The sequence below is a fragment of the Vibrio sp. Vb1574 genome, assembly GCF_033338675.1.
The window spans coordinates 1-23,200 of record NZ_JAWOTC010000002.1; the positions used below are offsets into that span (position 1 = coordinate 1).

Genomic DNA, 23,200 nt, shown 5'->3' on the forward strand with positions numbered 1-23,200 from the left:
ACCCAAACGTTTTTGATCTATAAACTGCATATGTTTCTTCAGATCTGGTAAGTCAAGATACCTCGGTGAACGCTTACGCTTTTTGCATGTAGGGTTAGGCTATATGAGTGATTCAATGCCGTATTTTGCGCCGTAGTGTTCAACGACAAAATCAATGTCTTTGTCACCACGGCCTGATAAGTTGATCAAAATCGAGCCGGTTTCTCCTTGCTGCGCGAGTTTAATTGCGTAAGCGACAGCGTGTGAGGATTCAATAGCAGGAATTATTCCCTCTTCACGAGACAGCTCAAAGAAGGCATCAATCGCTTCGTCATCACTGATTGAGCCGTAATTGACACGGCCAATGTCTTTTAAGTAACTATGCTGAGGTCCAACCGATGGGTAATCCAAGCCACTTGCTACAGAGTACACTTCCTGAGGTTCACCTTGTGCATCTTTAAGCATGTAAGACTTAAATCCGTGCATGATACCTGGCTCACCGAGTGTGAGTGTTGCAGCATGCTCGCCAACCTTTTGCAAAGAGCGGCCCGCAGGTTCAACGCCGTGAATGGCGACTTGTTCATCCTCTAAGAAAGCAGTAAATAGCCCCATCGCGTTAGAACCACCTCCAACGCATGCGACGAGATTATTGGGTAACTTGCCGGTCATTTCTTTGAATTGAACTCGTGCTTCGTTACCGATAATTGATTGGAAATCTCTCACCATTTTAGGGAATGGGTGAGGGCCAACGACAGAGCCTATCGCATAAAGTTGTGTATCAGGATCTTTCAGATAAGCTTCGAATGCAGAATCTACCGCTTCTTTGAGGGTTTTGCGCCCATGAGTGGCAGGAATGACATTAGCACCAAGGATTCTCATGCGGACGACATTCGGATGTTCTTTGGCGATATCAACTTCACCCATGTAAATATCGCATTTCAAGCCAACCAATGCCGCGGCTGTAGCAAGCGCAACACCGTGTTGCCCTGCGCCAGTTTCAGCAATCAGTTTCTTCTTACCCATCTTTTTAGCGAGAATGGCTTCCCCTAAGCAGTGGTTAATTTTATGTGCGCCTGTATGGTTTAAGTCTTCGCGCTTTAGGTAGATGTCTGCTCCGTATTTTTTAGACAAGTTTTCCGCATGGAAGATTGGGCTAGGTCGTCCAACAAAGTGCTTATACAAGCGAGCGAGTTCCGCTTTAAATTCAGGATCTTTGCTGCATTCCTCATAAGCTGCGTTGATGTCATGCATGATTTGTTCAAGCTCAGGTGGAACAAAGCTACCACCGTATTCACCAAAGTATCCTTCTTCGTTGGGCATAGTGAGATCAAACGAGTTTTTCATTATTTACATCCTAGTTAACGAAAGTATTGATACTTTTATACCCAAAATTTAGAAGTGGTTGTGTGATCAGTTGCTTAAATCAGAGTTCGCGATCTAGTGCACTAGTTAAAAAGTACAGCTTGTGTAGGGGATAATAGTTGTGATGTAGAATCAGGTGGTTTGAATAGGTGCAAAAAAGCCTCGAGAGATCCTAGGCTGTCATAAGAACCTCTCGAGGCAAACAGAATGCTGGAAATACACTCTGCGATGGTGTCTGGAAACAAAAATTAGATTCGTTTCCTTTGTCAGATATTAGGGTTTTAGAATGAGTCGATGTCAGCGAAATGTCACAAGTTAATTGCGGTATTAAAAGTTTATTTTTTATTTTTGATTAATGGATTAGAAAGTAACCTAAAACAGGCTAACCTACCGCGTGTTCCGCATCTTTTAAGTTGAACATGTCTTTCTTTGTTTCGAATCGGTGTCTTTAACCAACACGTGCACTTTGGTCCCTAAAGTAAACGTGGCGCTCTGGATGGAAATTTTTTGTTTGACTGCATCAAATTCGAACTCACCATTTTGGAAAGTTGGTAAAGGAATGAGACCTTCGATTCGGTTTTCCTCTAACTCAACAAATGCTCCGAAGTGTGTGAATCCAGACGCTGTCCCTATGAAGTGTTGTCCGATAAATGGCTTCATGTAATGGCATTTCAGTGCAAACTCAATCTCTCAGCTAGGGATAATGTGCTCGTAATTATTAGAATTTATTTATTGAGCAGATATATTTAATTTCATTTTTTCTCTTATATTCGCCAATCGCTTTTATTTTATAAACTTTATTTTTATGAGCAAAGCATGAAGCGAAGTGATTCAGATATGAATGAGATTAATTTAGTTCCAAACTGGAATTACAAGGTAGGTTGTGTGATTACCTAAAGATGTATACCAAAGTGACTTTATTGAAAGTGATTAATGATGGTGTGGGAGAGGTAAGTGATTTGGGTATATAAACTTAGATAGAGAATAGTAAGGGCAGTAACAAGTGGAAGGGGATTGTGGCACCAACAACATTGATGCCACACAAAGAATTACAGTGCAGTTACTTCAGCTGCTTGTAAACCTTTGTTACCTTGTTCAACAACGAACGATACTTTTTGGCCTTCAGTAAGAGTTTTGAAGCCTTCAGAAACAATAGAACGGAAGTGAACGAATACGTCATCACCGCCATTGTCTTGAGAAATAAAACCAAAACCTTTAGTTTCGTTGAACCATTTTACTGAACCAGTTAATTTATTAGACATAGATACCTCTATATTTGATTGTTTTAAATATTGAATTTTTAGCTAATATCAAGTGCTACTATATGATTTTAGAGATAACTATTTTGTCGCAGGAACGTAAACGAGGAATTCGATGTGGAACTGAGAGAAACTTTGATCTTTAATTACATTAATAGCTCTTTCCGTAAGAGCTGATGTGCAGTATACCGACAAAATTAATAAAGGCTAGCCTTTTCTTTTTTATTTTTTGAGTACACCAAGCGCATTGCTTTCAAAGCATACGCTTGGTGTATAAGACGGCGTGATGTTATAGGTGGCGTCTAGCGCTTAGTGTTTTCTGGTTGGGCCGTTACGAACGATGTCTTTACCATTGTCATATACGTGCTGCGAAACCCAGCGGCCAAGGAGCAATTGGTGCTTTTCTCCTAATACGGCAACAAATGGACGGCCATCGGTATTAGAGGTGGCTAGCGCAACGCCAGTGACACCTTCAAGGCCTAGAGCGCCGCTTTCTACTAAATGCAGAAATGCCTCCAACTCTTCAATCGTTTCGATTACATGGTTATCAATATTCATTGTATTCAATCTCTTCGAATTGCATTGCGGTCGCGTACTCTACCTAAGTTAAGCGTGGAAACCAAGCTTCTACGTGCGTCATGTAATGAGAGAACTTTGCCCTGCCACTAATCATCAATAAGTTAGTCTCGATAGTCCGGAACTTGCCTAGATTCAATGGGGCAGAAAACACTCTCTGGTTAGACATGAGTCACATAATGTTGTCTGGTTTATCTCATCAATACTTTTGCTATTGGATGGGGTGAAGGGGAGTGCAATAATTTGTAAAACTCTTTTCCTAAAGGCTGTTATGAAGAAAGTCCTGATTACCGGTTTTGAACCTTTTGGTGGTGACGCCATTAACCCCGCCTTAGAAGCGGTCAAGCAATTAGAGGCTGCGGCCATAAAAGGCGGTGTGATAGTTACTTGCCCAGTCCCCGTAGTTCGATATGACTCGGTGAAAGTCGTTATTGAAGCAATAGAAGCGCACCAGCCAGACTGTGTAATTACTGTAGGGCAAGCGGCCGGGCGTAGCGCGATAACCCCAGAACGTGTCGCAATTAATGTCGATGATTTTCGTATTCCAGATAACGCTGGGCATCAGCCGATTGATGAACCCGTGGTGGCTGATGGTCCTGATGCTTACTTCTCGACACTGCCGATAAAGCGTATTGTTCAAACGCTGCAAAAGCAGGGGATACCTAGCCAGATTTCCAACAGTGCCGGAACATTTGTATGTAACCACCTTTTTTATGGGATCCAACATTATCTAAAAGACAAACCTATTCGTCATGGGTTTGTTCATATCCCATTATTGCCAGAACAAGCAGTAGATGGCAGTCAGCCTTCCATGTCTCTGGAGATGATAGTCGAAGGGCTAAGGCTGGTGGCGCAAGTTTGTATTGCCAATGAAAACGACATATTGGTCAGCGGCGGGTCGATTTGCTAGTAAGTGCTTTACAGTCCACTAAGTGTCTGAAAGCTAGTAATAAGTTCATCGTTTGATGTTGTAATAAATGTTAGCTTTGTCAAATTTCACAAGTAGCGAAAGGAGTAGCATTGAATAGTCAGGTTGGATGTTGTTCAAACTGGCACTCCCCTAATACAGGAGGTATTAGGGGCTACCCTTACGAAAGGCGAGTTATCATGAAAAGCAACAAAAGTAAGTCTATCGCACTTATCTCTGTCGTTGTTTTCGCATTGGCTATCGCTGCGCTTAAATTCGAAAATACACTCGGAGTTCTTCCCATTGTAGTCGCTATTATCGCGTTTTTTGCCTGCGTCATTTACACCAGTATGTATCTTTCTGATATGAAGCGTTCAGAGTTGATAAGTCACTCTGATCATTCTCAAAAAATGTATACCCACGCATCACGCAATGAGCTTGATGAGCGCGATAAAAAGCGTTGAAGCGAGTCACATTCTCCGTATACTTTGCTGGAGCATTAATGCACTAACGTGTCGGAGATAAGCATGTCAAATCGAGTACCAACCAACATACTGACCGGATTTTTGGGTGTCGGTAAAACGACCACGATTTTAAATCTACTGAAGAACAAACCGGAAAACGAAAACTGGGCGGTTTTGGTCAATGAATTTGGTGAGATTGGCATCGATGGTGCATTGATGACCGACCAAGGTGCGCTGATTAAAGAAGTGCCGGGTGGCTGTATGTGTTGTACGGCGGGCGTGCCAATGTCGGTCGGTATTACCGCGTTACTGCGCCAAAAACCGGACCGTTTATTGATTGAGCCGACAGGCCTTGGTCATCCAAAACAGGTTATCGCGACGCTTACCTCAGAACAGTATGAACCTTACGTTGATCTAAAAGCGACGATCGCTCTGGTTGATCCGCGTAACTTAAGTGATGAAAAGTATCTTTCTAACCAAAATTTCGTGGACCAGTTAGACAGCGCAGATGTGGTTATAGGCAGTAAGGTTGACCTTTGTACCAGTCACGACATTGATGTGTTTAATGACTGGGTGACGGACCAATCTCCCTCAAAAGTATTCAGTAAGCTTATTCATGATGGTGAGTTACCGATAGAAGTCTTGGATATCGAACGGGTTTACGGCAGCGCTTCTTCCCATATCGAGTCACATCATCATGACCATGCTCACCAAGAGCCTCAATTCCAGTTGCCGCCAGGTGAAGCCTTTGTGCGTAAAGAGAACAAAGGGCAAGGGTATTTTAGTTGCGGGTGGTTGTTTGGGGCAGAGTACACGTTTGATTTTGATAAACTCTTCTCAATGCTTTCGGACTTAACGGCTGAACGTGTTAAAGCAGTGGTCAATACGGATCAAGGTTGTTACGCGTTTAATGTTGCCAACAGAGTCGTGTCGGTGAATGAAATCAGCTTAGAAGGCTTTGAATCACGATTAGAAGTGATAGATTCTCAGCTGTTGCCATGGGATGAGCTTGAGCGAATTCTCCTTCAGTTATCTGGCATCAAACATTAAATCGCGCAAAGGTTAAACGAAAACGGTGAACCACTAATATATCTGTGCTCACCGTTTTTTCTTTTGTAGGATTTCAATGAGAAAAGTGAGATAAATCACTCAAATTCGGGTATAGTGCACGGCTAAATTTTTAAAGCTATTTTTAGTGGTTTGTTTAAGGAATACGCTCAATGTCATTTTCATCTCAAGGTTTTGCGCCAGAAGTGGTTAAAGCACTGGCAGAATGCGGTTATGAAAAGTTAACGCCAATTCAACAGAAGGCGATTCCAATGGCTCGCAAAGGCCATGATATTTTCGCTACAGCACAAACAGGTACTGGTAAAACGGCTGCGTTTTCTCTGCCTATGATTCAGCAGCTGCTAGACAGTAACCGTAGCGCTTCTCGTAAGACTGCTCGCGCACTTATCTTGGCTCCAACTCGTGAGCTTGCTGAACAAATTGCTGACAACATCAAAGCTTACACGAAGTACACGAACCTGTCGGTGGCTGCGATTTTCGGTGGCCGTAAAATGTCTTCTCAAGTAACGGCATTAGAAAACGGTGTAGATATCCTAGTGGCTACACCTGGTCGATTGGAAGAGCACATTGAACAAGGTAATGTCTCGGTCGCACACTTAGAGTTTTTAGTGTTTGATGAAGCAGACCGTATCTTGGATATGGGCTTTATTCATGCAGTTCGTAAGATCATGCTGGATGTGGATACAGACCCACAAATCATGATGTTTTCGGCAACGACTTCGAGCCAACTAAATCTGTTAGCAAAAGATATCCTGCGTAAGCCTAAGCGTATTGAAGTTGAGCGAGCGAATACGACAGCACAGACAGTTGCTCACGTGTTATATCCAGTTGATCAAGAGCGAAAAACGGAACTGCTTTCGGAGCTGATTGGTCGTAAGAACTGGAAACAAGTGTTGGTATTTGTGAACTACAAAGAGACCGCAAACGACGTTGTAAAAGAGCTGAAACTTGATGGTATCAAAGCGGTGGTTTGTCATGGTGACCGTGCTCAAAGCGCTCGTCGTCGTGCGCTAGAAGAGTTTAAGTCCGGTAAAGCACGTGTCATGGTGGCTACCGATGTCGCTGCTCGAGGTCTAGATATTGAAGATTTACCTCACGTTGTGAACTATGACATGCCTTTCCTAGCGGAAGATTACGTTCACCGAATTGGTCGTACAGGCCGTGCAGGTAAACAAGGTCATGCCGTTTCATTTGTAAATCGAGATGAAGAACTCACGGTTGTTCAGGTTGAAAATCTAATCCAGCAGCGAATTCGCCGTATTGAGCTTGCTGGCTATGAACCAAAACAGCGTGAATCTTACATTGAAAAGCTGCACTCAAAACCAGCATTCAAGAATCGTCAAGGTCGTCGTAATAATCCGAACCAGTCGGCAACAGACCAAGGGTCGGCAGAGCGTCGTCTTGCTATGGTGAAGCGCCTGAAAGCGCGTCGTGGCGCAAAGTAAATTACACAGTCTGTGTGAAAAGAGCCCCTCAATTGAGGGGCTTTTTTTGTTTTGTCGTTTCGCGTTAATTTAGGCCAAGCATATTTGGCTCACCACGATAAATAATGCGATCGTTTCCTCGGTGAATACCAAACGTAACTGTAACAGGTGGATTTTCCTCTTCACTTGTCGTGTTATCCCAATCGTATTTCAGCCAAGGGATGCGATTACCTGAGCCGTCTAAATCCAGGTGGAATTGTATTTGCTCGCGTGCTGAGTCAATTTGGCTTGCAACGATATCGGTCATCCTGCCAACATGCATTGTCCCAACTCCAGAAAGCATGGCGTTGTTTGCAGGCGCATTCGACCAAATTGGCGTGCTGAAGTAATATTCACCATTCGCCGTTGTTGAGCTGTCATCGAAGTTAGTCATAAATCGACCGTTTTGCCAAGTTTCTACAGCAAGTGGCACTTTGATCACCATGCCTTGGTTGCCACCTACATCTTGAAAGTTCAAACGACCGAATCGAATGTCTGGTTGTTTTGTGAGTACTTCGCTATCGTCGAAGAAGTTTACCTCATCAACGGCTTTAGTCGTGACTATACCTATTTTGCTGCTGTCACTGTTAGTCCCTTTATTAAATGGGCCATCAGGATATTGCTTATCTGTCGTGTTCTTTTTCCAGCATGGGCTATTGTTACAAGTCGCATTGGTCGAGGGCTTCTCTATAACAAACGTTCCAACACTCGCGCTACCCAGTAGTTTCCAGTCTACCTTCTTAGGCTTAGGCGGCAAAAACCGATCGGAGTATGAGCTTAGCTCGCCTAAATCGAAATGTTGTTGAAGGTTAGACGAAAAGTGGACGTAATTCTTCACGTTTTCCTTATTCGCATTGAGTGCGACAACATCGTAAGTGACTTTCTCAAAAGGTTGATTCATGTAAGCAAAAGTTTGGCCATGTGGGTAGTGCCATTCTTGGTCTTGCACTTGAAAATATTTTGGGTAAAAACGACCAATGTAACGATAGCCTTCGTTCACAGTTATACCTAGATATTTACTTTCTAGGTTTGCTTTTACTCTCAAGCTCCCGACTTCTTCCCAATATAATCCATTAAAGACGAATTGATCATTCTTGGCTGAATTATGCGCCTGAGCCAGTGAGTCACTACTTTTTAGCAATTTTGAGGTTTGGTTCGCTGTCTCTGATGGCGTATGTTGCTCACTCGACAAGACAACCGATGCTGCTGGAGCGTCATCAAGCGTAAAATTACGGGTGATAGAAGCATCACAATAGCGTGCTGATTCAACAGACCCACTTACAGAGCCGTCAGGTTGCCAAATGATTGGTTTCACCGTTAGAGAGAAAAGTTCTCCGGCAGCAAGAAACCCTTCTCCTTGTTCAGAGGTGCCAGAAGGCAAAGCACGTTGGTTGTCACAAATAGCGAGTGTCCATGGTCGCGAGTGCACATTAAATGTCCCTTTCACTTCCACTTTGCCTTCTTCTGGACATTCTTCAAATCCCTCACATTCAAAATGATCGGACAATGTCACTTCAAATATGCCGGACTCGTTCGTGATAAGACCATGTTCAGACAAGCCGTCTTTAAATTCCGCTGAATAGCTAAAGTTTCCTTCACTTCCTCCTAATGGTTGAACCAATGGATGAAAAATCTTAGGCGTACCATTGTAGTTGCTTGCCACTACAGGTTCGCCGGTGGAGGCACAAGCAAGCAATCGCGTATGCACGTTTTCTGGTTTACCTGCAATAACGCGTATTTCATTTAAAGTTGCGCTTTTCGTCTTTGAGTAGGCCTCAAACATAAATGGCGTAAACATAAAGCGAACAGTTTGATGCTTGCTCGTGTCTTTCGCCATAGTGAAAGTTAGTGTGTAGTTGGTATCTAACGAGATCGTATCAATATTATTCGGAACCACTCGAACAACAAGTTCACCATTCTCGTCAGATATAAATTGGTTGGCTCCTAATGTCTGCTGACCTTTAACCACCTCTAAAGTGAACAAGTCAGGGTGTGATAGGACAGCACTGACTTCTGCGCTTACAACTTCTCCATTATTGGTTGTTGTTGCTGTAAATTGCGGAAGATCGTCGCCGCACATCAGTGCCATGTCGTCCGATGGTGTGACGCTGAGGTTTAAGTCGTTCTCCGATGGAGGCTGCATGCTGCAATTCGGAACATCTTGAGGGGTGATTGGACAGACTTGGGAAGAGTAGTGACAATCAGCCTCGCCCAATCCACAGTATTGCGTGTATTTGTTGTCTTGTGCTTTCGTTTGTGCACTTCCTGGCGTTTGTTGGATTTCACCACAAACTTGACTAGGCTGATTTGGAGCGTTGTTGAAGTTCAATGTTTGGAAGTATTTAATTGCTGCGGTGGAACTATAGAATGAGCCACTTAATGTAGCTGACGATCCTACAGATTCAGCCGTACCATAGATCGACATATCTTTTATAATCAGAGATTTGTGCGCAGAAACATCACCGACGACAAAATGGTCTTGTAAAGGATGGTTTGTTTTTAGGTGTAGTGTTTCGCCTTGTGATTCGACCTTACCACAGATGTTTGTATTAAATATATTGGTCGTGCTGTGAGTCAAAATGTCACCAATAATGGTGTTGTACTCACCATTAATATGAAGGGCCTCACCTGTTAGCTCTATATCCCCATCGATGAGTACGTTATGCAGCTTTGTTGGATAAGCCGATAGAAGATCACCATAGATAACAGTGTGCTTGTTTTGGTAATCGTCGAGGTTTGATGCTTTCTCATTGTTAACCGTTAATCCGGTAGCGAGGGCGTGTAGAGAGATACGTTTATTGGGTTCACCAATTGTATTATTCCCCTCTAACACAATTCCATAATCTGCTTTTAATGTTATCTCTTTTTCCGGTAATGAGGAGACAATTTTATCACCAGCGGGTAGGACTAGTTTCCCTGTACAGCGATAAGTCGTGCCATCGCTTTCGATACTAAAACTCTTGTGTGAGCAAAGTTGACCTAACTCAGATAGATCTTTTACGTCATAAGTGGTGGCGTGTGAGGTTAGCGGTAAAAAAAGAACCGCAGTGAAAATACTGCAAAGACGCATCATCAAATGTCCTAATGAGTGGAACAAGATGGCATCAAGCGAGCGTGAGCAAATGCTCACTGAAATTGGAATAGCTGCGGTACTTTTTTGTTCTGAAGCCGCTTAGTTATTGAACTTTGGTTATTTTTTATTTCGTATGTCATACCAAAGTTTAGCGGCCTTATTACAACGTAAGTGTCAGGTTAGTTCAAGAGGCAAGTGTGATGTGTGTCGATTTATATGTGTAACTATTTGTTAGTTAAGGATAATAAGTAAGCATGTTGGTTCAGAATCAGGAAGGACGCGATCCTGATTCTGAACGTTTATAACGCTAGGCAGCGTGAACGATGAGTGGAGCCATCTGATATAACTCTTCTAGTATGGCTTTCGTTTGTCTCGAATACACCAGACAATCTCGATCGCCAACGAGCTGAATTGCTCTCACTTTACCTGCAACCAAACATTGCCTAATCGTGCGTAGAACCATTTGGATATCAATTTCTGACGCGCCATCAAGGCTGTTTTTGGTTTTTAGAGATCCAAGGTCGATACTAATGATTATTTGGTCGCAGTGGTCTAGGTAATTGCCGATCTGTTGCTTAACATTATTGCGATGACGAAAAGAAAACTCTTTATCGGTTACCCAGTCACAACCTTGATCCTCCGCGTATTCCCACGTTTCTTGCTTTGTATCTTGTTCGCTAACACCAGCAAAAAATAATCGCACGTTTTGATAGCGAGAAAGAGCAAAATGAAATGCCGAGCCTAAACGTGGTTCAAGTGTTGGTTTCAAGTTCATGTCATGTCCAATATTTACCACACCCACTTCGTCTCGATAGGACACGACCACAGGTAACATGGACAAGATTGCCTCGGTACAGTTAGTGACTAAAACAGGAATTGAGTGGCGAGAAAGCGAAAGGCTTAATGCTTCCTGAAACTCGCCATTTTCCAGCTTGTCGTGGTTGAAGTGACCAAAGTTTTCAGCGGTTTCATGATCATGTTGTTGGTAAAGCCAATCACTAGCATTTTCCAAACTTTGATCAGCTAATTCAAACGCGCCCTTAGACATGGGTGGCAAATACTCACACACTGTCATAAAAGAAAAAGGGTAATGTTGCGGCTGTTTCACTGTGTGATGGAGTTTATAGCGTTTGAAAAAGCTTAACATGATGAATTACCTTTCTGGTGGTAGTGCCCTTGCCGCTTGCAGTACATGTAAAATAATGCGCTGCTTATCCTTTTCGACTCGGTGGGCCGGAGCCATCACCGAGACTGCGCCAATCAGTTTGCTTCCTTTCATTACCGGTGCGCTAATACCTGAAACACCAGGGTCAATCTCAGAAGTACTGACGGCATATCCGTGTTTACGGATGGTTGTGAGCTCTTTTTCCCACTCGTCGCGTCGGTGATCTTGATTAAAGTATCTCAAGATTTTCTCGCATCGACTTTGAGGCATAAAAGCGAGCATCACTTTAGATGAGGCACCGCGCAGCAGAGGTTGACTTTGACCCTGGACGAAGCTGCAACGCAGCGCCTGCATACTTTCTTTCTGTCTGACACAAAGCGCACGATAACCCGCTGGTACCATATAAGCGGCCATTTCCCCGGTTTGTTGTACCAACCTAGCCAGTATGGTTTCGACCATGTCGAGCCCATGTTGCGCGGTCTCATAGCTGTGCATGAGTAATAATGCCGCCGGACCAACGACAAATGTCTTGTCGTGAACGCTTTCTTCGATCAAGTTCCACTCTTTAAGCAGTTTTAAGTGTCGGTAAAGGCTGCTTAAAGGAACGTTCAATTGCTCGCTTAGCGTTTTCGCAGAAACTGGGAACGGACTAACTGCAACTTGCATTAACAACTGCAGTGATTTTTCGTTTACCTGGTTAGCATTAGCTTTGTTTGTCGTCATGAGAGTGTTGTAACGTGTTGTAGGAGTTACGACAAATATAATTCTTAATCACTGAGAAAAGAAAAATAATTTTAATGGGTAATTCTTACATGATGAGAAACAGACAGGTAAAGACTTTCGCAAGTACCGATAGACATAACATGGTGTCGAATTAAAGTCTCAGGTTTGAGGCGCTTGATACTAAATTGGAACAGGAGTGATTAAGACATTGTTTAGTTTGCGGTATTACTCAGCGTTTCGCATACTGAGTTAATCCAAACAAATAATGTTAAAAACGTGAGTTGCTAGCGGGTATCGGAATCGAGGTACCATCTCAGTAAATCGGTTTTATAAAAGGTTACTTTTATATGCTGAATAAGGCGATTTTTAAAAAAGCCATCATTTTTCTTCTGCCTATTCCTTTGGTTATTGGAGAGGTTTTGTATTTAGCTCGTGAAAGCGTGCAAAACAACCTCAATCATTTATTAGAAAAAAATGTGCAAATTGCAGATGAAATTTTATTCCAAATAGAGACAGAAAACCGCACGGCGCTGCTACACCCTGAACGATGTGAAGAGCTCCAGCAAAGCTTAATGTTTGAACGAGATATTGAAGAAATGCTCATTGTGAAAGAGGGAGTCATTACTTGTTCTTCGAAATTGGGAAGTATCTCTAAACCGTTAGCTGAGCACATCACCTTTCCCAAGGGACAAACGCTAGCGCTTGGTAGTGTTGATAGCTTGTACGATCAGTTTTTGCTAGTGGTAACGGAAGGAGAGCGCGGTTATCAAGCCGTAACGATTATCGATCATGACTACTTTAATGCGACAATAGGGTTTAACAACGATTTACGCCTAAAACGTTCTGCGCTGTTTATCCATGAGCAAGTTTCACCTGAAGGAGCATTAAGAGCGGGAAGTAATCCTATCGGTATCAAATCGTCGCAAATGTTTGAGTATGAAGCTTTGAGCGAAGCCAGCGATCTTTTCGTCAAACAGAGAACACTTTCCTATTTTTTGTACTCAATTCCAATTATTTTCGTGATCTACCTTTGCTTGTATGCGTTGAATAAGTTTATTGATCCTCATCGCAATTTGATACTGGATCTTAAAAGAGCGATAAAAAGAGGAGAGTTGACCCTGTATTACCAACCGCAAGTTAACGTTGATACCGGCCAGTTATTCGGGTTTGAAGCGCTAGTGCGATGGGAGCATCAAAGTAAGGGGTTCATTTCTCCGGATGAGTTTGTCCCTGCGGCAGAGCAAAGTGGATTGGTTTTTTTACTTACTGATTTCGTTCTGGATAAAGCGGCAGAGGACTTCAGTAAATTAGGCTTTGATCAGCCTGTCCACCTTGGTATTAACGTGCCGCCTGGTTATTTAGTCGGACCAAACGCGATCAGAAAAATTCAATTGCTCGACAGACAGTTGAGCCGAAACAAAGTCTCATTAGGGGTAGAGATAACGGAGCGTCAGCTCATTGATTCAGAGGCGAGAAAATGCATTGCAGCGCTGCGAGTGCATGGTATTGATGTGCTGATCGATGATTTTGGAACTGGCCAAACCTCGTTAGCATTTCTACAGCACATGCGCATAGATTACTTAAAAATCGATAAGTGCTTTGTCGAAACCATTGGTATTCCTAGCCTTAGTGCTTCTGTCTTAAAAGCGATGGTTCACTTCGCGGAAGAATTACAAGTACAATTGATCGCTGAAGGCGTGGAAACCATAGCGCAAGCTGAACACTTAAAGCAGATGGGAGTGAGATATCATCAGGGATACCTGTACTCCAAACCATTACCTTATGAGCAGCTTGCGCAGCGAAGTCATTATGATTGGTAGACGTTAGCTCTATAACACTGAGCATTTTCATCAAACACAAACTCTAACTCATTTTTGATGCTATCTAAGCGGTCTTCTTGGTAGTGAGACACATACAATAGTTGGCTTAAATTCTCTCTAGCGATGAGTTCAAGTGTGTTCTTAACTAACCGTCTACCCAAAAAATCTAACCCTTGATACGGCTCGTCCAAAATCAATAATGTGGGTTGTTTCACGATGGCTCTTGCAATCAGTAATAGTCGCTGCTGGCCGTACTCTAATTGCTTAAATGAGGTTTTTTTGTACTGGCTCATATGTAAGATATCGAGCCACTCGTTTGCAATATCCATCTCTTTGCGAGTTGGCTGGTTATACAACCCAATCGAATCGTAAAATCCTGACAAAATGACTTCTAATGCGCTGCAATTGACTCGATATTGGAGGTGTAGCGCTGAAGACACCATACCGATATGCTGCTTAATTTCCCAGATTGTCTCGCCAGTACCACGCTTTTTACCAAAAATATCAATGTCATTGCTGTAGCATTGCGGATGATCGCCAAAGATCAATCCAAGTAAGGTACTCTTTCCACAACCATTTGGACCTTTGACCTGCCAATGTTGGCCCTTGTCTATGCGCCAGTTCAAGCCAGTAAAAATCTTCTTATCGGTGTATTCAACAGCCCCATTCTTTAGTTCAAATATTGGGTTGTTGAATGGTGTCGAGTGCTGATGCTGACGTATCAAGCTCATCATTTCTTCACTCTGTTGTTCTGACTGAGATTTAATTTGTCCAATGATTGGATGATTATCCCAACTGGACTTATCCATTGTACTATCAAGCTTTCCTGCACTGAAAAGCGCGATGCTATTGATCCACTCAGGCATGTCAGATTCGCGAGAGAAGGTTATGAGTAGTTGCACATTTTGAGAAAGCGAGTGTAAATAGCGAGCGAGAGCAGCTCGGTGCGCAATATCTAAGCCAGTAAATGGATTATCGAGTAATACTAAGTCAGGTTGTGTGGCTAAAGCTCGGGCGAGCATTACTCTTCTGGTTTCTCCGGTAGAGAGAACACGGAAGCCACTATCTCTAAGATGACTTAGGTCGAGATCATTAACTAGCTGTTCAGTTAAGTTAGTGTCTTGGCTCTGTTCTAGGATTAATGAATAAACAGTGCTTCCTTGGTCGATACGATCAAGAAAATCCGTATCATCTTTTTCTAATTCTCTTTCCAGTAATCGCTGTTGCTCTGATAACGACACTTGCGCAACGGATAGCCCATTTAGCTCAATTTCCCCACTATTTGGTGACATTTCATCACAAATAAGGTCTCCAAGCAGAGAGCCAATATCTCCATCCGCGCTGAATATCCCCCAAGACTGCTGAGTGTTAATTTTCCAATCGTCAATAAACAAGTGTGTCGTGTTTCTCTTAGCTGCAAGCTGACGAAAGTGAATAGTCATTGTGTTTGTCTTCCTTGTTTTCGTTTTAGTGGATTACTTATAACAATTTACGAACTCAGTACGGAAGCGCTTTTGTGTATTAATTTTGAACAGTGCTCAGTCTTGTGCATATCAACGAAGCCTTGTATTAGAGGATAAAAATGCGACTAGAGTCATTAAGTAACAAGTAAGCTTGTCAATAATTTTGTTTTATTTTTGAATCAATCTATCATTATGCATGTAAATGTTATGCTGATAAATTCATATTTGCCGTTTGTTAATTAATCAATGTAAGGACACATGTTTATGAGTGAAACGGAATACGATTACCCTTCGAGTTACAGCCTAGTTTCCATTACCGATACCTCCAGTTACATCAAATATGCCAGTGAAAACTTTAATGAAGTAGCGGGGTTTGATGAAGGGGAGCTTATCGGTAAACCCCACAATGTTGTGCGTCATCCTGATATGCCAAAACAGGCTTTTAAAGATTTATGGACTCACCTGAAAACTGGCAAACACTGGATGGGAATGGTCAAAAATCGACGTAAAAACGGCGGCTATTATTGGGTTGACGCGTTTGCTTCTCCTATAAAATCTAATGGTGAAGTTGTGGAATACCAATCAGTGAGATTTAAACCTGAGCGTATACACATCCAGCGAGCGGAAAAAGCGTATTCGAAGCTTCGAAATAATCGTAAGCCGTGGAAAATGTATCTTCCTCGTACACGTTTGTGGATGAGATCGGCCTTCTTCCTTTTAATTTCAAACCTTCTTGGCTTACTCATTCTACAAATGAATCAATCACCAGTGATAGCGTTTGGCGTTGTTGCGTTACTTTCCGTTTTCTCTATTTATGTATTAACCAGACCAGTTGAGAAGCTCGCTAAACAGGCTAGGCAAGACTTCAACAATCCACTCATGGAATATATTTATTGCGGAAGAATCAACGATCTGGCTGAGATTGAGCTGGGTATGAAGATGCGTAAGCAATTTGCCAATGCGCTATTGGGGCGCGTTGGCGTGTCTGTAAAAGACTCTTGCGAAAAAACGCGCGCAAGTGCTAACAGTGCTGCGACAAATAGCCAGCAAGTGACGGAGAACTTAAGCGCACAGAAAGTGGAGATTGACTCGGTCGCAACAGCGGTCAACGAGATGCAAGCCTCTTCATCTGAGATATCAAATAATGCTCAAGCGACCGCCGAGGCTACGTTAGAAGCGCAAAATACGATGATAGACAGCCGTAGCGTTATCGATAATGTTAACCAATCGGTACTAGAGCTGGTGGGTGAGCTCGGCGAAATATCTAAAGTGGTCATACGTTTGAACCAACAAACCGAGCAAATTGGAACCGTTGTTGAAGTCATCAATGGTATTGCCGAACAAACTAATTTATTAGCGTTGAACGCTGCAATTGAAGCCGCGAGGGCAAGCGAACAAGGCAGAGGGTTTGCCGTTGTAGCAGATGAAGTGAGAACCTTAGCTAAAAGAACTCAGGAATCGACAACAGAGATTAAATCGGCCATTGAAGGGATTCAAAATGGGAGCAAATCAGCGGTTTCTGCGTTAGAGAAAGGTAATGAAATGTCGACCGGAACGGTAACATTGCTAGGTACTGCTTTGGATAGCATTCAACAACTGGAGTCCCTTGTTCAGGACGTCGTCGAACGAAACCAACAAATTGCGGTCGCGATAGAAGAGCAGGTTTATGTAACGGATGAAATAAATGAAAACATCCAGTCGCTTAATTTAAAGTACAGTGAATCGTATGAACTGATGACTGAAACGAATCATATGAACACCAAAGTGCAAAATTGCACCAATGACCTGTCTGAAATGATTAAGAAGTTTGCTTAAACTTTAGAAAATCGAAGTTAAAAGCCCGCTAAACATTAGCGGGCTTTTAACTGGAATATAGTGAAGTGCTGGATTCGCTTACGAGCGAGGATTTCTAAATCTCGTTTTTGTAAGAGCTAAAACGACGAGAGATCGCAATAAATGCGAGCTCTCTAAATAAGTGGCGGAGAGATAGGGATTTGAACCCTAGATACGCTATTAACGTATGCCGGTTTTCAAGACCGGTGCTTTCAACCACTCAGCCATCTCTCCGTTGTGGGCGGTATAATAAGGAGCATAGTCCGACTTGTAAAGTGCTGAATTATAATAGAAGTACTGTTTGCTTGTTTTATGATCACTGATGTGATGTTGGACAGTTTGAAAACGGAGTGAAAAAGGGACAAAAAGTACCAATTTATAGAGTTTTTACTTTATATTGGCGCACGTCAATAAAATGGTGTTTTATTGTTATCTTGCTGATATATAAGACATAACATGCTTTTAGGGTACATGTGTTCGCCCGAAAGTATTTGCAAGACTTTGTGAACTAATTCAAAATTAACTGGTATAGCCAGTTGTGCTTAGAATTCTTAAGGGTGTTTATGAAGGTCACAAATCTATTTAAAGACAAAGTTGATGCGATTTCTGCTCATCAATCCGAGTTTATGAATTGGATGTCTCCAACGTTACGCGATTATTGGAGTGACTTTTTGGGGAAAGCTCAAAATAGCTTTCTTTTCTCAAAAGTTCGTGATCACCAGCAGCCAGCCGTCAACGAAGAAGTTGCACCTCAACCTGCACCGATCGTAATGGCACCTGAGGCTCAAAAGCTTTATGACGAGTTAAGTGAAAAAATTGGCGAAGTTATTCACACTGGTGATTGGGTTCATGTGTCTCAAGAACGTATTAACCAATTTGGTGCGGTAACGGAAGACATGCAATGGATTCATACAGATCCAGAGCGTGCTTCAACTGAATCTCCATTTAAGACAACTATCGCTCATGGCTTTTTAACATTAGCATTGCTGCCTAAACTGACGGATTCAGTCGATCCAGACAAGCCAATGTTCCCAACAGCTAAAATGGTAGTTAACTTGGGTTTAAACCAAGTCCGTTTCCCTTACCCTGTCAAAGCAGGCAATAATGTTCGTGCAGTCAGCACGTTAACAAAAGTAACGCCAATCAAAAAAGGTTTGGAGATTGAGCGCGAAATTAAAGTGGAAATTGAAGGTATTCGTCGACCTGGTGCGGTTGTGGTCTCTGTAATTCAACTGCATTTCTAATTCCGAAACCGGATAGAACACGACATAGTAAAAGAGAGCATCAGGGTGCTCTCTTTTTCATTTTTACTGATTAAAGTTTTTTACTGGCGTATAACCGTAATCTGCAATCGCTTTTTGTCCCTGCTCTGAACGAAGGAAAGCGATAAAACCTTTACCTGCATCGCTAATCTTATCTACTTTGTATAGCACTAGGAATGGTCGCGCCAACTTGTACTTATGATTGCTAATGTTTGTCGAGGTTGGGTCAATACCATCTAACTGAATCGCCTTGATCGAGCGATCTACTGACCCTACAGAGATAAAACCAATGGCGCGAGTGTTATGGTTAACAATGGTTTTTACCATGCTGTTGCTGTTTACAACCAAGTTGTTTGGGCTGATATCCGAGACAAGGCGATCATTAACGATTTTGGTCAGTCCCAGCAAGCTTTCGAAGCTGTAACGTGAACCTGAAGACGCTTCTCTAGTAACCACCGCGATAGGCTGATCTGCGCCCCCGACCTCTTTCCAATTCTTAATCTTACCTTTGTAAATATCAAACAGCTGTTGCTGAGAAAGGTTTTCTACAGAGTTGGTACGGTTTACAACAACAGCGAGGCCATCATAAGCGATAGGGTATACATTGAGATCTTCACCTTTTTCGCTTTCAGTCAGATAGCGAGAGCTCATGCCTATTTCGGCTACTCCTTTATTGACCATGGTGATACCAGCACTCGAACCAATGCCCTGAACAGCAACGTAATCGTCTGGGTGTGTTTTGTTGTATTCCTCAGCAAGTACATCCATCACACGAGCAACCGAAGTTGAACCCGAGATGTTGATTTCTTTTGCAATGGTAGGGAGGGAGACTGCTATGGCCAATAACGTCGCCACAGTAAAACGTAACATATTAAACTCCATATACGGGATAAAGCAGAGTTTATGATATTGCGTTCAGGTTACACTTTTGTGAACTGTTAGCGCTAAACAGGGGAATTGTTTCTAGTCAAGAGGTGATGGAGCTAGCGTTTCCAAGTGGATTGAGATGATAATCTGGGCAAATGATAATATAGCTATCTTATACTTGAGTTAGGTAGATAACTACCATCGGTGATGATGTAAAGGTTATATACTAGGATCGACAGCTCTAACTATCATCCATCGGGAGAACGTTGATGTCAGTGTCCCAAATGGCGACAAGTCGTTTATACAAATCAGTTCAATCGCTCTGCTCTGCGCGTAATGCTAACTTGCCTGTCGAACAGGGCAAGTGCCTCTATGAGCTAGTAGAAAATGGCGTTGAGCTTCATCGGGCGCATTTTCTCCTCGACTCCCAGCATAGCGAGTATACTTCTCCCGTCGCGAAGATCATGTTTGATGAGGACAACCAACTTTGGTATTTCTATGTTCCCACATATCACAACGAGCTGTTAAGGTGGGTGCCTTATAAGCCACTTCCATTTAGCCGAATGCTTGAGGACTTACTCAACGAATTGGAGCGTGATCCTCAAGCGTGTTTTTGGGAATAGGGTGAGCCCAACGGATGCGAATGCCGACATGATTTATACTTTAGGCTTAACGACTTGGTTTCTAAAGTCTTTGGGGGTCATGTTGTAAACGGATTTAAATGCTGTACTGAAATGCGCTGCACTTTTAAAACCAGACTCAAACGCTATTTCTGTTATTGATTTTTCTGACTTGCGCAGTTGGGTTGCTGCGAAGTTTATCCGTTTCACCTTTAATATCTGAGAAAACGAAAGATCATCTGCGGCGAGGCGACGTTTTAAGGTTGCGATGGACATGCTCATATGAGCCGCTAAGCCTTCTAGCGTGATGTCTTTTTCAATATTACCCTCAATGTACTTAATGGCTTTTTGAGAGTCGCTCAGGCTACTTGCGTCATCTATGATAGATAGGATGTTTGGCTCTACCTCAACCATCAACGACAGCAATGCCATTGCGATATGGCTTTGTGTGTAGTCTGGAGCATTGCGACTCGCTAACTTAACCAACATGTCCTTCAATTGTGCTACTTCGCTACTGGATTGCGTTGAAAAAGGATAGAAGCGCCTTTCTTCCGTTTTGGAACGTAGCATCGGGTGCGCTTTCTTAAAGTCACAGAATATATTTGGATTGAAGACTAAAGCCAGTGCTTTAAAGCCTCCGTCACTAGAGACGGCTTCTGCACTGCTCAGATCTGCGGAGTTATAGAGTGTGAAATCTCCGGCTTTAAGTTCAAATTGCTCGCCATTAGGTTGATGAACTAATAGGGCACCTTCTTCAACAATATATAACCCATTATGTGTTGCAGTGTAACGCTCACTTTTGCGCGCAGTGAAGTGATTAAAGCGAATGATCTCAATGTTCGGCATACTCTTTCTTATCGTTTTACATAACAAATAAAAAAGGCGCTCAATAGAGCGCCTTTTGACTTCATTCGGTATTATTCACTTACAGTCTGTTCTGTTTGTGCTGCTGGTTGTTCAGCGAATACCTGGGTTGGCTTTGCAACTAAACTGCGGTTTTCTTGGTTTACGTCCGTAAGGACAATTTCCAATGTATCCCCAAGTTTGTATACGACCTCTTTATCGATAGAGATGGTACCGTTGTCGCCATTGCACTCAATTCTTTCTTTATTATCAAGAATTAGTGCACCAGGAATAAAGGCTGCTGCGCCATTTTCGAGAAGTCGGACACGTGCGCCTGCACGATTAATATCGAAAATCTCACCTGTGAAACAAGTTTTCTTGCTCGGCTCATCAGCAAGCGTGCGTGCATATAGCCAATCTGAGACATTTCGCTCAGCGATTTTATGATGTTTACGATGTAGAGCTAGCTCTTCGCCTACTTGGTCATCTGGTTTTTGTACGGGTTCTTTACCAAGGATGACGGCCTTCAACATACGGTGGTTGATCATATCACCGTATTTACGAATTGGTGATGTCCAAGTTGCATAGATGTCTAAACCCATTGCGTAATGAGGCAGAGGCTGATTACCCACCTCACTGTATGCTTGGAACTTACGAATGCGGTTATCTAGATAAGACGTTTCTTGAGCTGCCAACCAGCGGCGCAACGCAGCAAAGCCTTCTAGCGTAGCAATAGACTCCGCTGTGAACTCCAACTGGCCTTCTGGATTGACAAGTTGAACCACTTCTTCAATCTTCTCGTTCTTGATACCTGCATGCGTATTGAAGACACCTGTTTCAAATTTATCGCGTAATGTACGACCTGCACAGATGTTTGCGGTAATCATGGATTCTTCAACAAGACGGTTTGCACTGCGGCGCATGTCTGCGTGGATAGCGATTACATCGTTATCTTCACTGAGCTCAAAACGGTAGTCAGGACGATCAGGGAAGACCACTGCGTTTTTCTCACGCCATTCAGCGCGAGCAAGAGAGAACTCATAAAGATCACGAACGATAGTCGCGATCTCTTCAGATGGCGTCCATGCTTCAGAGCTGCCGTTTTCTAACCAATCAGACACGTGATCGTATGCTAGGCGTGCATGTGATTTGATGTTTGCTGCGAAGAATTTAATATCGTCGCCAATCACACCATCTTTACTTACCGTTACGGTACAGCAAATAGCAGGGCGGGTTTCACCTTCAATCAGAGAGCATAGGTTGTCCGCTAAATCACGAGGTAACATCGGGATGTTGCGGCCTGGAAGATAAATAGTATAGCCACGCTCACGTGCTACTTTATCCATTTCATCTTCAGGTGTGATGTAGGCGGTTGGGTCCGCAATAGCGATGGTGAGTTCGAAATCGCCAGATACGGTTTTCTTCGCGTACAGCGCATCGTCCATATCTTTAGTCGATTCACCGTCGATAGTGACGAATGGAACATGAGTCATGTCTACGCGTTCTAGCTCCGCGTCGTCTTTCAGTTCCCAGTTATCGATGCCTGCTGGCTCAGAGTTTGGTAGATCGTTTTGAGCAAGCGTTACCCACCAAGGCGCAATTTTATCATTCGCGTCAGTGATTTTTTCAGAAATTTCTACGAAGAAGGAATTATCGCCTTTTAGAGGGTGGCGAATAAGATGTGCGACAACCCAATCACCTTCGGCGAACTCGTCAGGTTTTAGACCTTTCTTTAGTTTCGCTTTAAGAGATAGCTTTTTAAGCTGTGGGTGATCAGGTGCTACGTTGAGCTTGCCTTTGAACATTTTTACTCGACCAATAAAGCGAGTCACGGCTTGTTCCAGCAGCTCTTGTGGCTCTGCAACTTCGCGTTCATTTTCGGTGCGGATAATGGCGACGACTTTGTCACCGTGCATGCACTTTTTCATGTACGCAGGCGGGATGAAGAAGCTCGTCTTACTGTCCACTTCCAAAAAGCCAAAGCCTTTATCTGTGGCTTTTATTGAGCCTTCTTTTTTGGGCAGGTTTTCTTGGATTTTCTGCTTAAGCTGAGCGAGTAGTGGGTTATCTTGAAACATCTTTTCTTAAATTACCTATGGAGTTGGGCACACTATAATCATTGCGAGCTATTATTACTACCTGTGGAGCGTAATTTCGCCGTGAATTTTGCCAATTTAACCACGAGAAATTGGCTTAAATATTGATGAAATTCTCATCTGTGAGTTACGCGAATCTACGGGGAATGGTAGGGCTGGTGGAAAAATATGCTAAAAATACCATTGTTGAGAATAAATTGTGATGTAATTCAATTTTTTCTGGATTTTTTTATGCTTTTAAGGAATAATCCGCCTCCCTTAGTCGTCCCTAATGGCTTATCGCGGTTGTGTACTGTGCTGTGTTCCCGTCTGAATGGAATCAGTATCTGGATGGATCAGTATCGAATTGGAAGAGCA

At 42.9% G+C, this 23,200-nt stretch carries 18 protein-coding genes, 1 tRNA gene and 1 pseudogene; 8 read left to right on the plus strand and 12 right to left on the minus strand.

Annotated features, from left to right (window positions below; all coding sequences use genetic code 11):
* Positions 1 to 99: 99 nt before the first annotated feature.
* The 4 genes and pseudogenes from trpB to R7O12_RS01735 form a co-directional block, all read right to left on the minus strand.
* Entirely contained in the window at positions 100 to 1,323 is a 1,224-nt protein-coding gene (gene trpB / locus R7O12_RS01720) for a tryptophan synthase subunit beta (protein WP_005375643.1), read from the minus strand.
* A 426-nt stretch (positions 1,324 to 1,749) separates the two neighbouring features.
* Positions 1,750 to 2,031, minus strand: a pseudogene (locus tag R7O12_RS01725) (S1 RNA-binding domain-containing protein); the annotation flags it as partial.
* Positions 2,032 to 2,390: 359 nt separating this feature from the next.
* A complete protein-coding gene (locus R7O12_RS01730) occupies positions 2,391 to 2,603 on the minus strand; it encodes a cold-shock protein (protein ID WP_005375644.1) in 213 nt (70 codons plus the stop codon).
* A 306-nt stretch (positions 2,604 to 2,909) separates the two neighbouring features.
* Entirely contained in the window at positions 2,910 to 3,158 is a 249-nt protein-coding gene (locus R7O12_RS01735) for a hypothetical protein (protein ID WP_005375646.1), read from the minus strand.
* 289 nt (positions 3,159 to 3,447) lie between these two features.
* Between R7O12_RS01735 and pcp the strand changes: the two genes are divergently transcribed.
* The 4 genes from pcp (at position 3,448) to R7O12_RS01755 (ending at position 7,060) form a co-directional block, all read left to right on the plus strand.
* Entirely contained in the window at positions 3,448 to 4,086 is a 639-nt protein-coding gene (gene pcp, locus R7O12_RS01740; RefSeq protein ID WP_025768981.1) for a pyroglutamyl-peptidase I, read from the plus strand.
* Positions 4,087 to 4,283: 197 nt separating this feature from the next.
* Positions 4,284 to 4,547, plus strand: a complete 264-nt coding sequence (locus R7O12_RS01745; protein ID WP_017635759.1) for a hypothetical protein — start codon at positions 4,284 to 4,286, stop codon at positions 4,545 to 4,547.
* 63 nt (positions 4,548 to 4,610) lie between these two features.
* Positions 4,611 to 5,597 (plus strand): CobW family GTP-binding protein, encoded by a 987-nt coding sequence (locus R7O12_RS01750; protein ID WP_025768980.1) that lies wholly within the window; start codon positions 4,611 to 4,613, stop codon positions 5,595 to 5,597.
* 170 nt (positions 5,598 to 5,767) lie between these two features.
* The gene (locus tag R7O12_RS01755) at positions 5,768 to 7,060 is read left to right on the plus strand and encodes a DEAD/DEAH box helicase (protein WP_025768979.1); all 1,293 of its coding nucleotides are present in this window, start codon (positions 5,768 to 5,770) and stop codon (positions 7,058 to 7,060) included.
* Positions 7,061 to 7,124: 64 nt separating this feature from the next.
* On the opposite strand, the gene R7O12_RS01760 is transcribed toward R7O12_RS01755, so the two are convergent.
* The 3 genes from R7O12_RS01760 to R7O12_RS01770 form a co-directional block, all read right to left on the minus strand.
* Positions 7,125 to 10,151: a DUF6701 domain-containing protein gene (locus R7O12_RS01760; protein ID WP_318125574.1), complete on the minus strand. Its 3,027-nt coding sequence runs from the start codon at positions 10,149 to 10,151 to the stop codon at positions 7,125 to 7,127.
* Positions 10,152 to 10,458: 307 nt separating this feature from the next.
* Positions 10,459 to 11,298, minus strand: a complete 840-nt coding sequence (locus R7O12_RS01765; protein ID WP_025768977.1) for an arginase family protein — start codon at positions 11,296 to 11,298, stop codon at positions 10,459 to 10,461.
* Positions 11,299 to 11,304: 6 nt separating this feature from the next.
* Positions 11,305 to 12,039, minus strand: coding sequence for an IclR family transcriptional regulator (locus tag R7O12_RS01770; protein WP_005386192.1), 735 nt, complete (start codon positions 12,037 to 12,039; stop codon positions 11,305 to 11,307).
* Between the two features lie 347 nt (positions 12,040 to 12,386).
* Between R7O12_RS01770 and R7O12_RS01775 the strand changes: the two genes are divergently transcribed.
* Complete coding sequence (locus tag R7O12_RS01775) at positions 12,387 to 13,859, plus strand: EAL domain-containing protein (protein ID WP_025768976.1); 1,473 nt, start codon at positions 12,387 to 12,389, stop codon at positions 13,857 to 13,859.
* Here the strand turns inward: R7O12_RS01775 and modF are convergent.
* Positions 13,847 to 15,301 (minus strand): molybdate ABC transporter ATP-binding protein ModF, encoded by a 1,455-nt coding sequence (modF, locus tag R7O12_RS01780; protein WP_025768975.1) that lies wholly within the window; start codon positions 15,299 to 15,301, stop codon positions 13,847 to 13,849. The two genes, R7O12_RS01775 and modF, sit on opposite strands and share 13 nt — an antisense overlap.
* 285 nt (positions 15,302 to 15,586) lie before the next feature.
* Between modF and R7O12_RS01785 the strand changes: the two genes are divergently transcribed.
* Positions 15,587 to 17,137: a PAS domain-containing methyl-accepting chemotaxis protein gene (locus R7O12_RS01785; protein WP_318125575.1), complete on the plus strand. Its 1,551-nt coding sequence runs from the start codon at positions 15,587 to 15,589 to the stop codon at positions 17,135 to 17,137.
* Positions 17,138 to 17,298: 161 nt separating this feature from the next.
* On the opposite strand, the gene R7O12_RS01790 is transcribed toward R7O12_RS01785, so the two are convergent.
* Positions 17,299 to 17,389: transfer RNA gene (locus R7O12_RS01790), tRNA-Ser, on the minus strand.
* Positions 17,390 to 17,718: 329 nt separating this feature from the next.
* On the opposite strand from R7O12_RS01790, the gene R7O12_RS01795 reads away from it, so the two are divergent.
* The gene (locus tag R7O12_RS01795; RefSeq protein ID WP_005375670.1) at positions 17,719 to 18,399 is read left to right on the plus strand and encodes a MaoC family dehydratase; all 681 of its coding nucleotides are present in this window, start codon (positions 17,719 to 17,721) and stop codon (positions 18,397 to 18,399) included.
* A gap of 63 nt (positions 18,400 to 18,462) precedes the next feature.
* On the opposite strand, the gene R7O12_RS01800 is transcribed toward R7O12_RS01795, so the two are convergent.
* Complete coding sequence (locus R7O12_RS01800; RefSeq protein WP_017635752.1) at positions 18,463 to 19,287, minus strand: phosphate ABC transporter substrate-binding protein; 825 nt, start codon at positions 19,285 to 19,287, stop codon at positions 18,463 to 18,465.
* A 266-nt stretch (positions 19,288 to 19,553) separates the two neighbouring features.
* On the opposite strand from R7O12_RS01800, the gene R7O12_RS01805 reads away from it, so the two are divergent.
* Positions 19,554 to 19,907 (plus strand): DUF3024 domain-containing protein, encoded by a 354-nt coding sequence (locus R7O12_RS01805; protein ID WP_017635751.1) that lies wholly within the window; start codon positions 19,554 to 19,556, stop codon positions 19,905 to 19,907.
* A 33-nt stretch (positions 19,908 to 19,940) separates the two neighbouring features.
* On the opposite strand, the gene R7O12_RS01810 is transcribed toward R7O12_RS01805, so the two are convergent.
* Both R7O12_RS01810 and rnb read right to left on the minus strand, forming a co-directional pair.
* A complete protein-coding gene (locus R7O12_RS01810; protein ID WP_053307810.1) occupies positions 19,941 to 20,750 on the minus strand; it encodes a helix-turn-helix transcriptional regulator in 810 nt (269 codons plus the stop codon).
* A gap of 71 nt (positions 20,751 to 20,821) precedes the next feature.
* Entirely contained in the window at positions 20,822 to 22,825 is a 2,004-nt protein-coding gene (gene rnb / locus R7O12_RS01815; RefSeq protein ID WP_054579642.1) for an exoribonuclease II, read from the minus strand.
* Positions 22,826 to 23,200 lie beyond the last annotated feature (375 nt).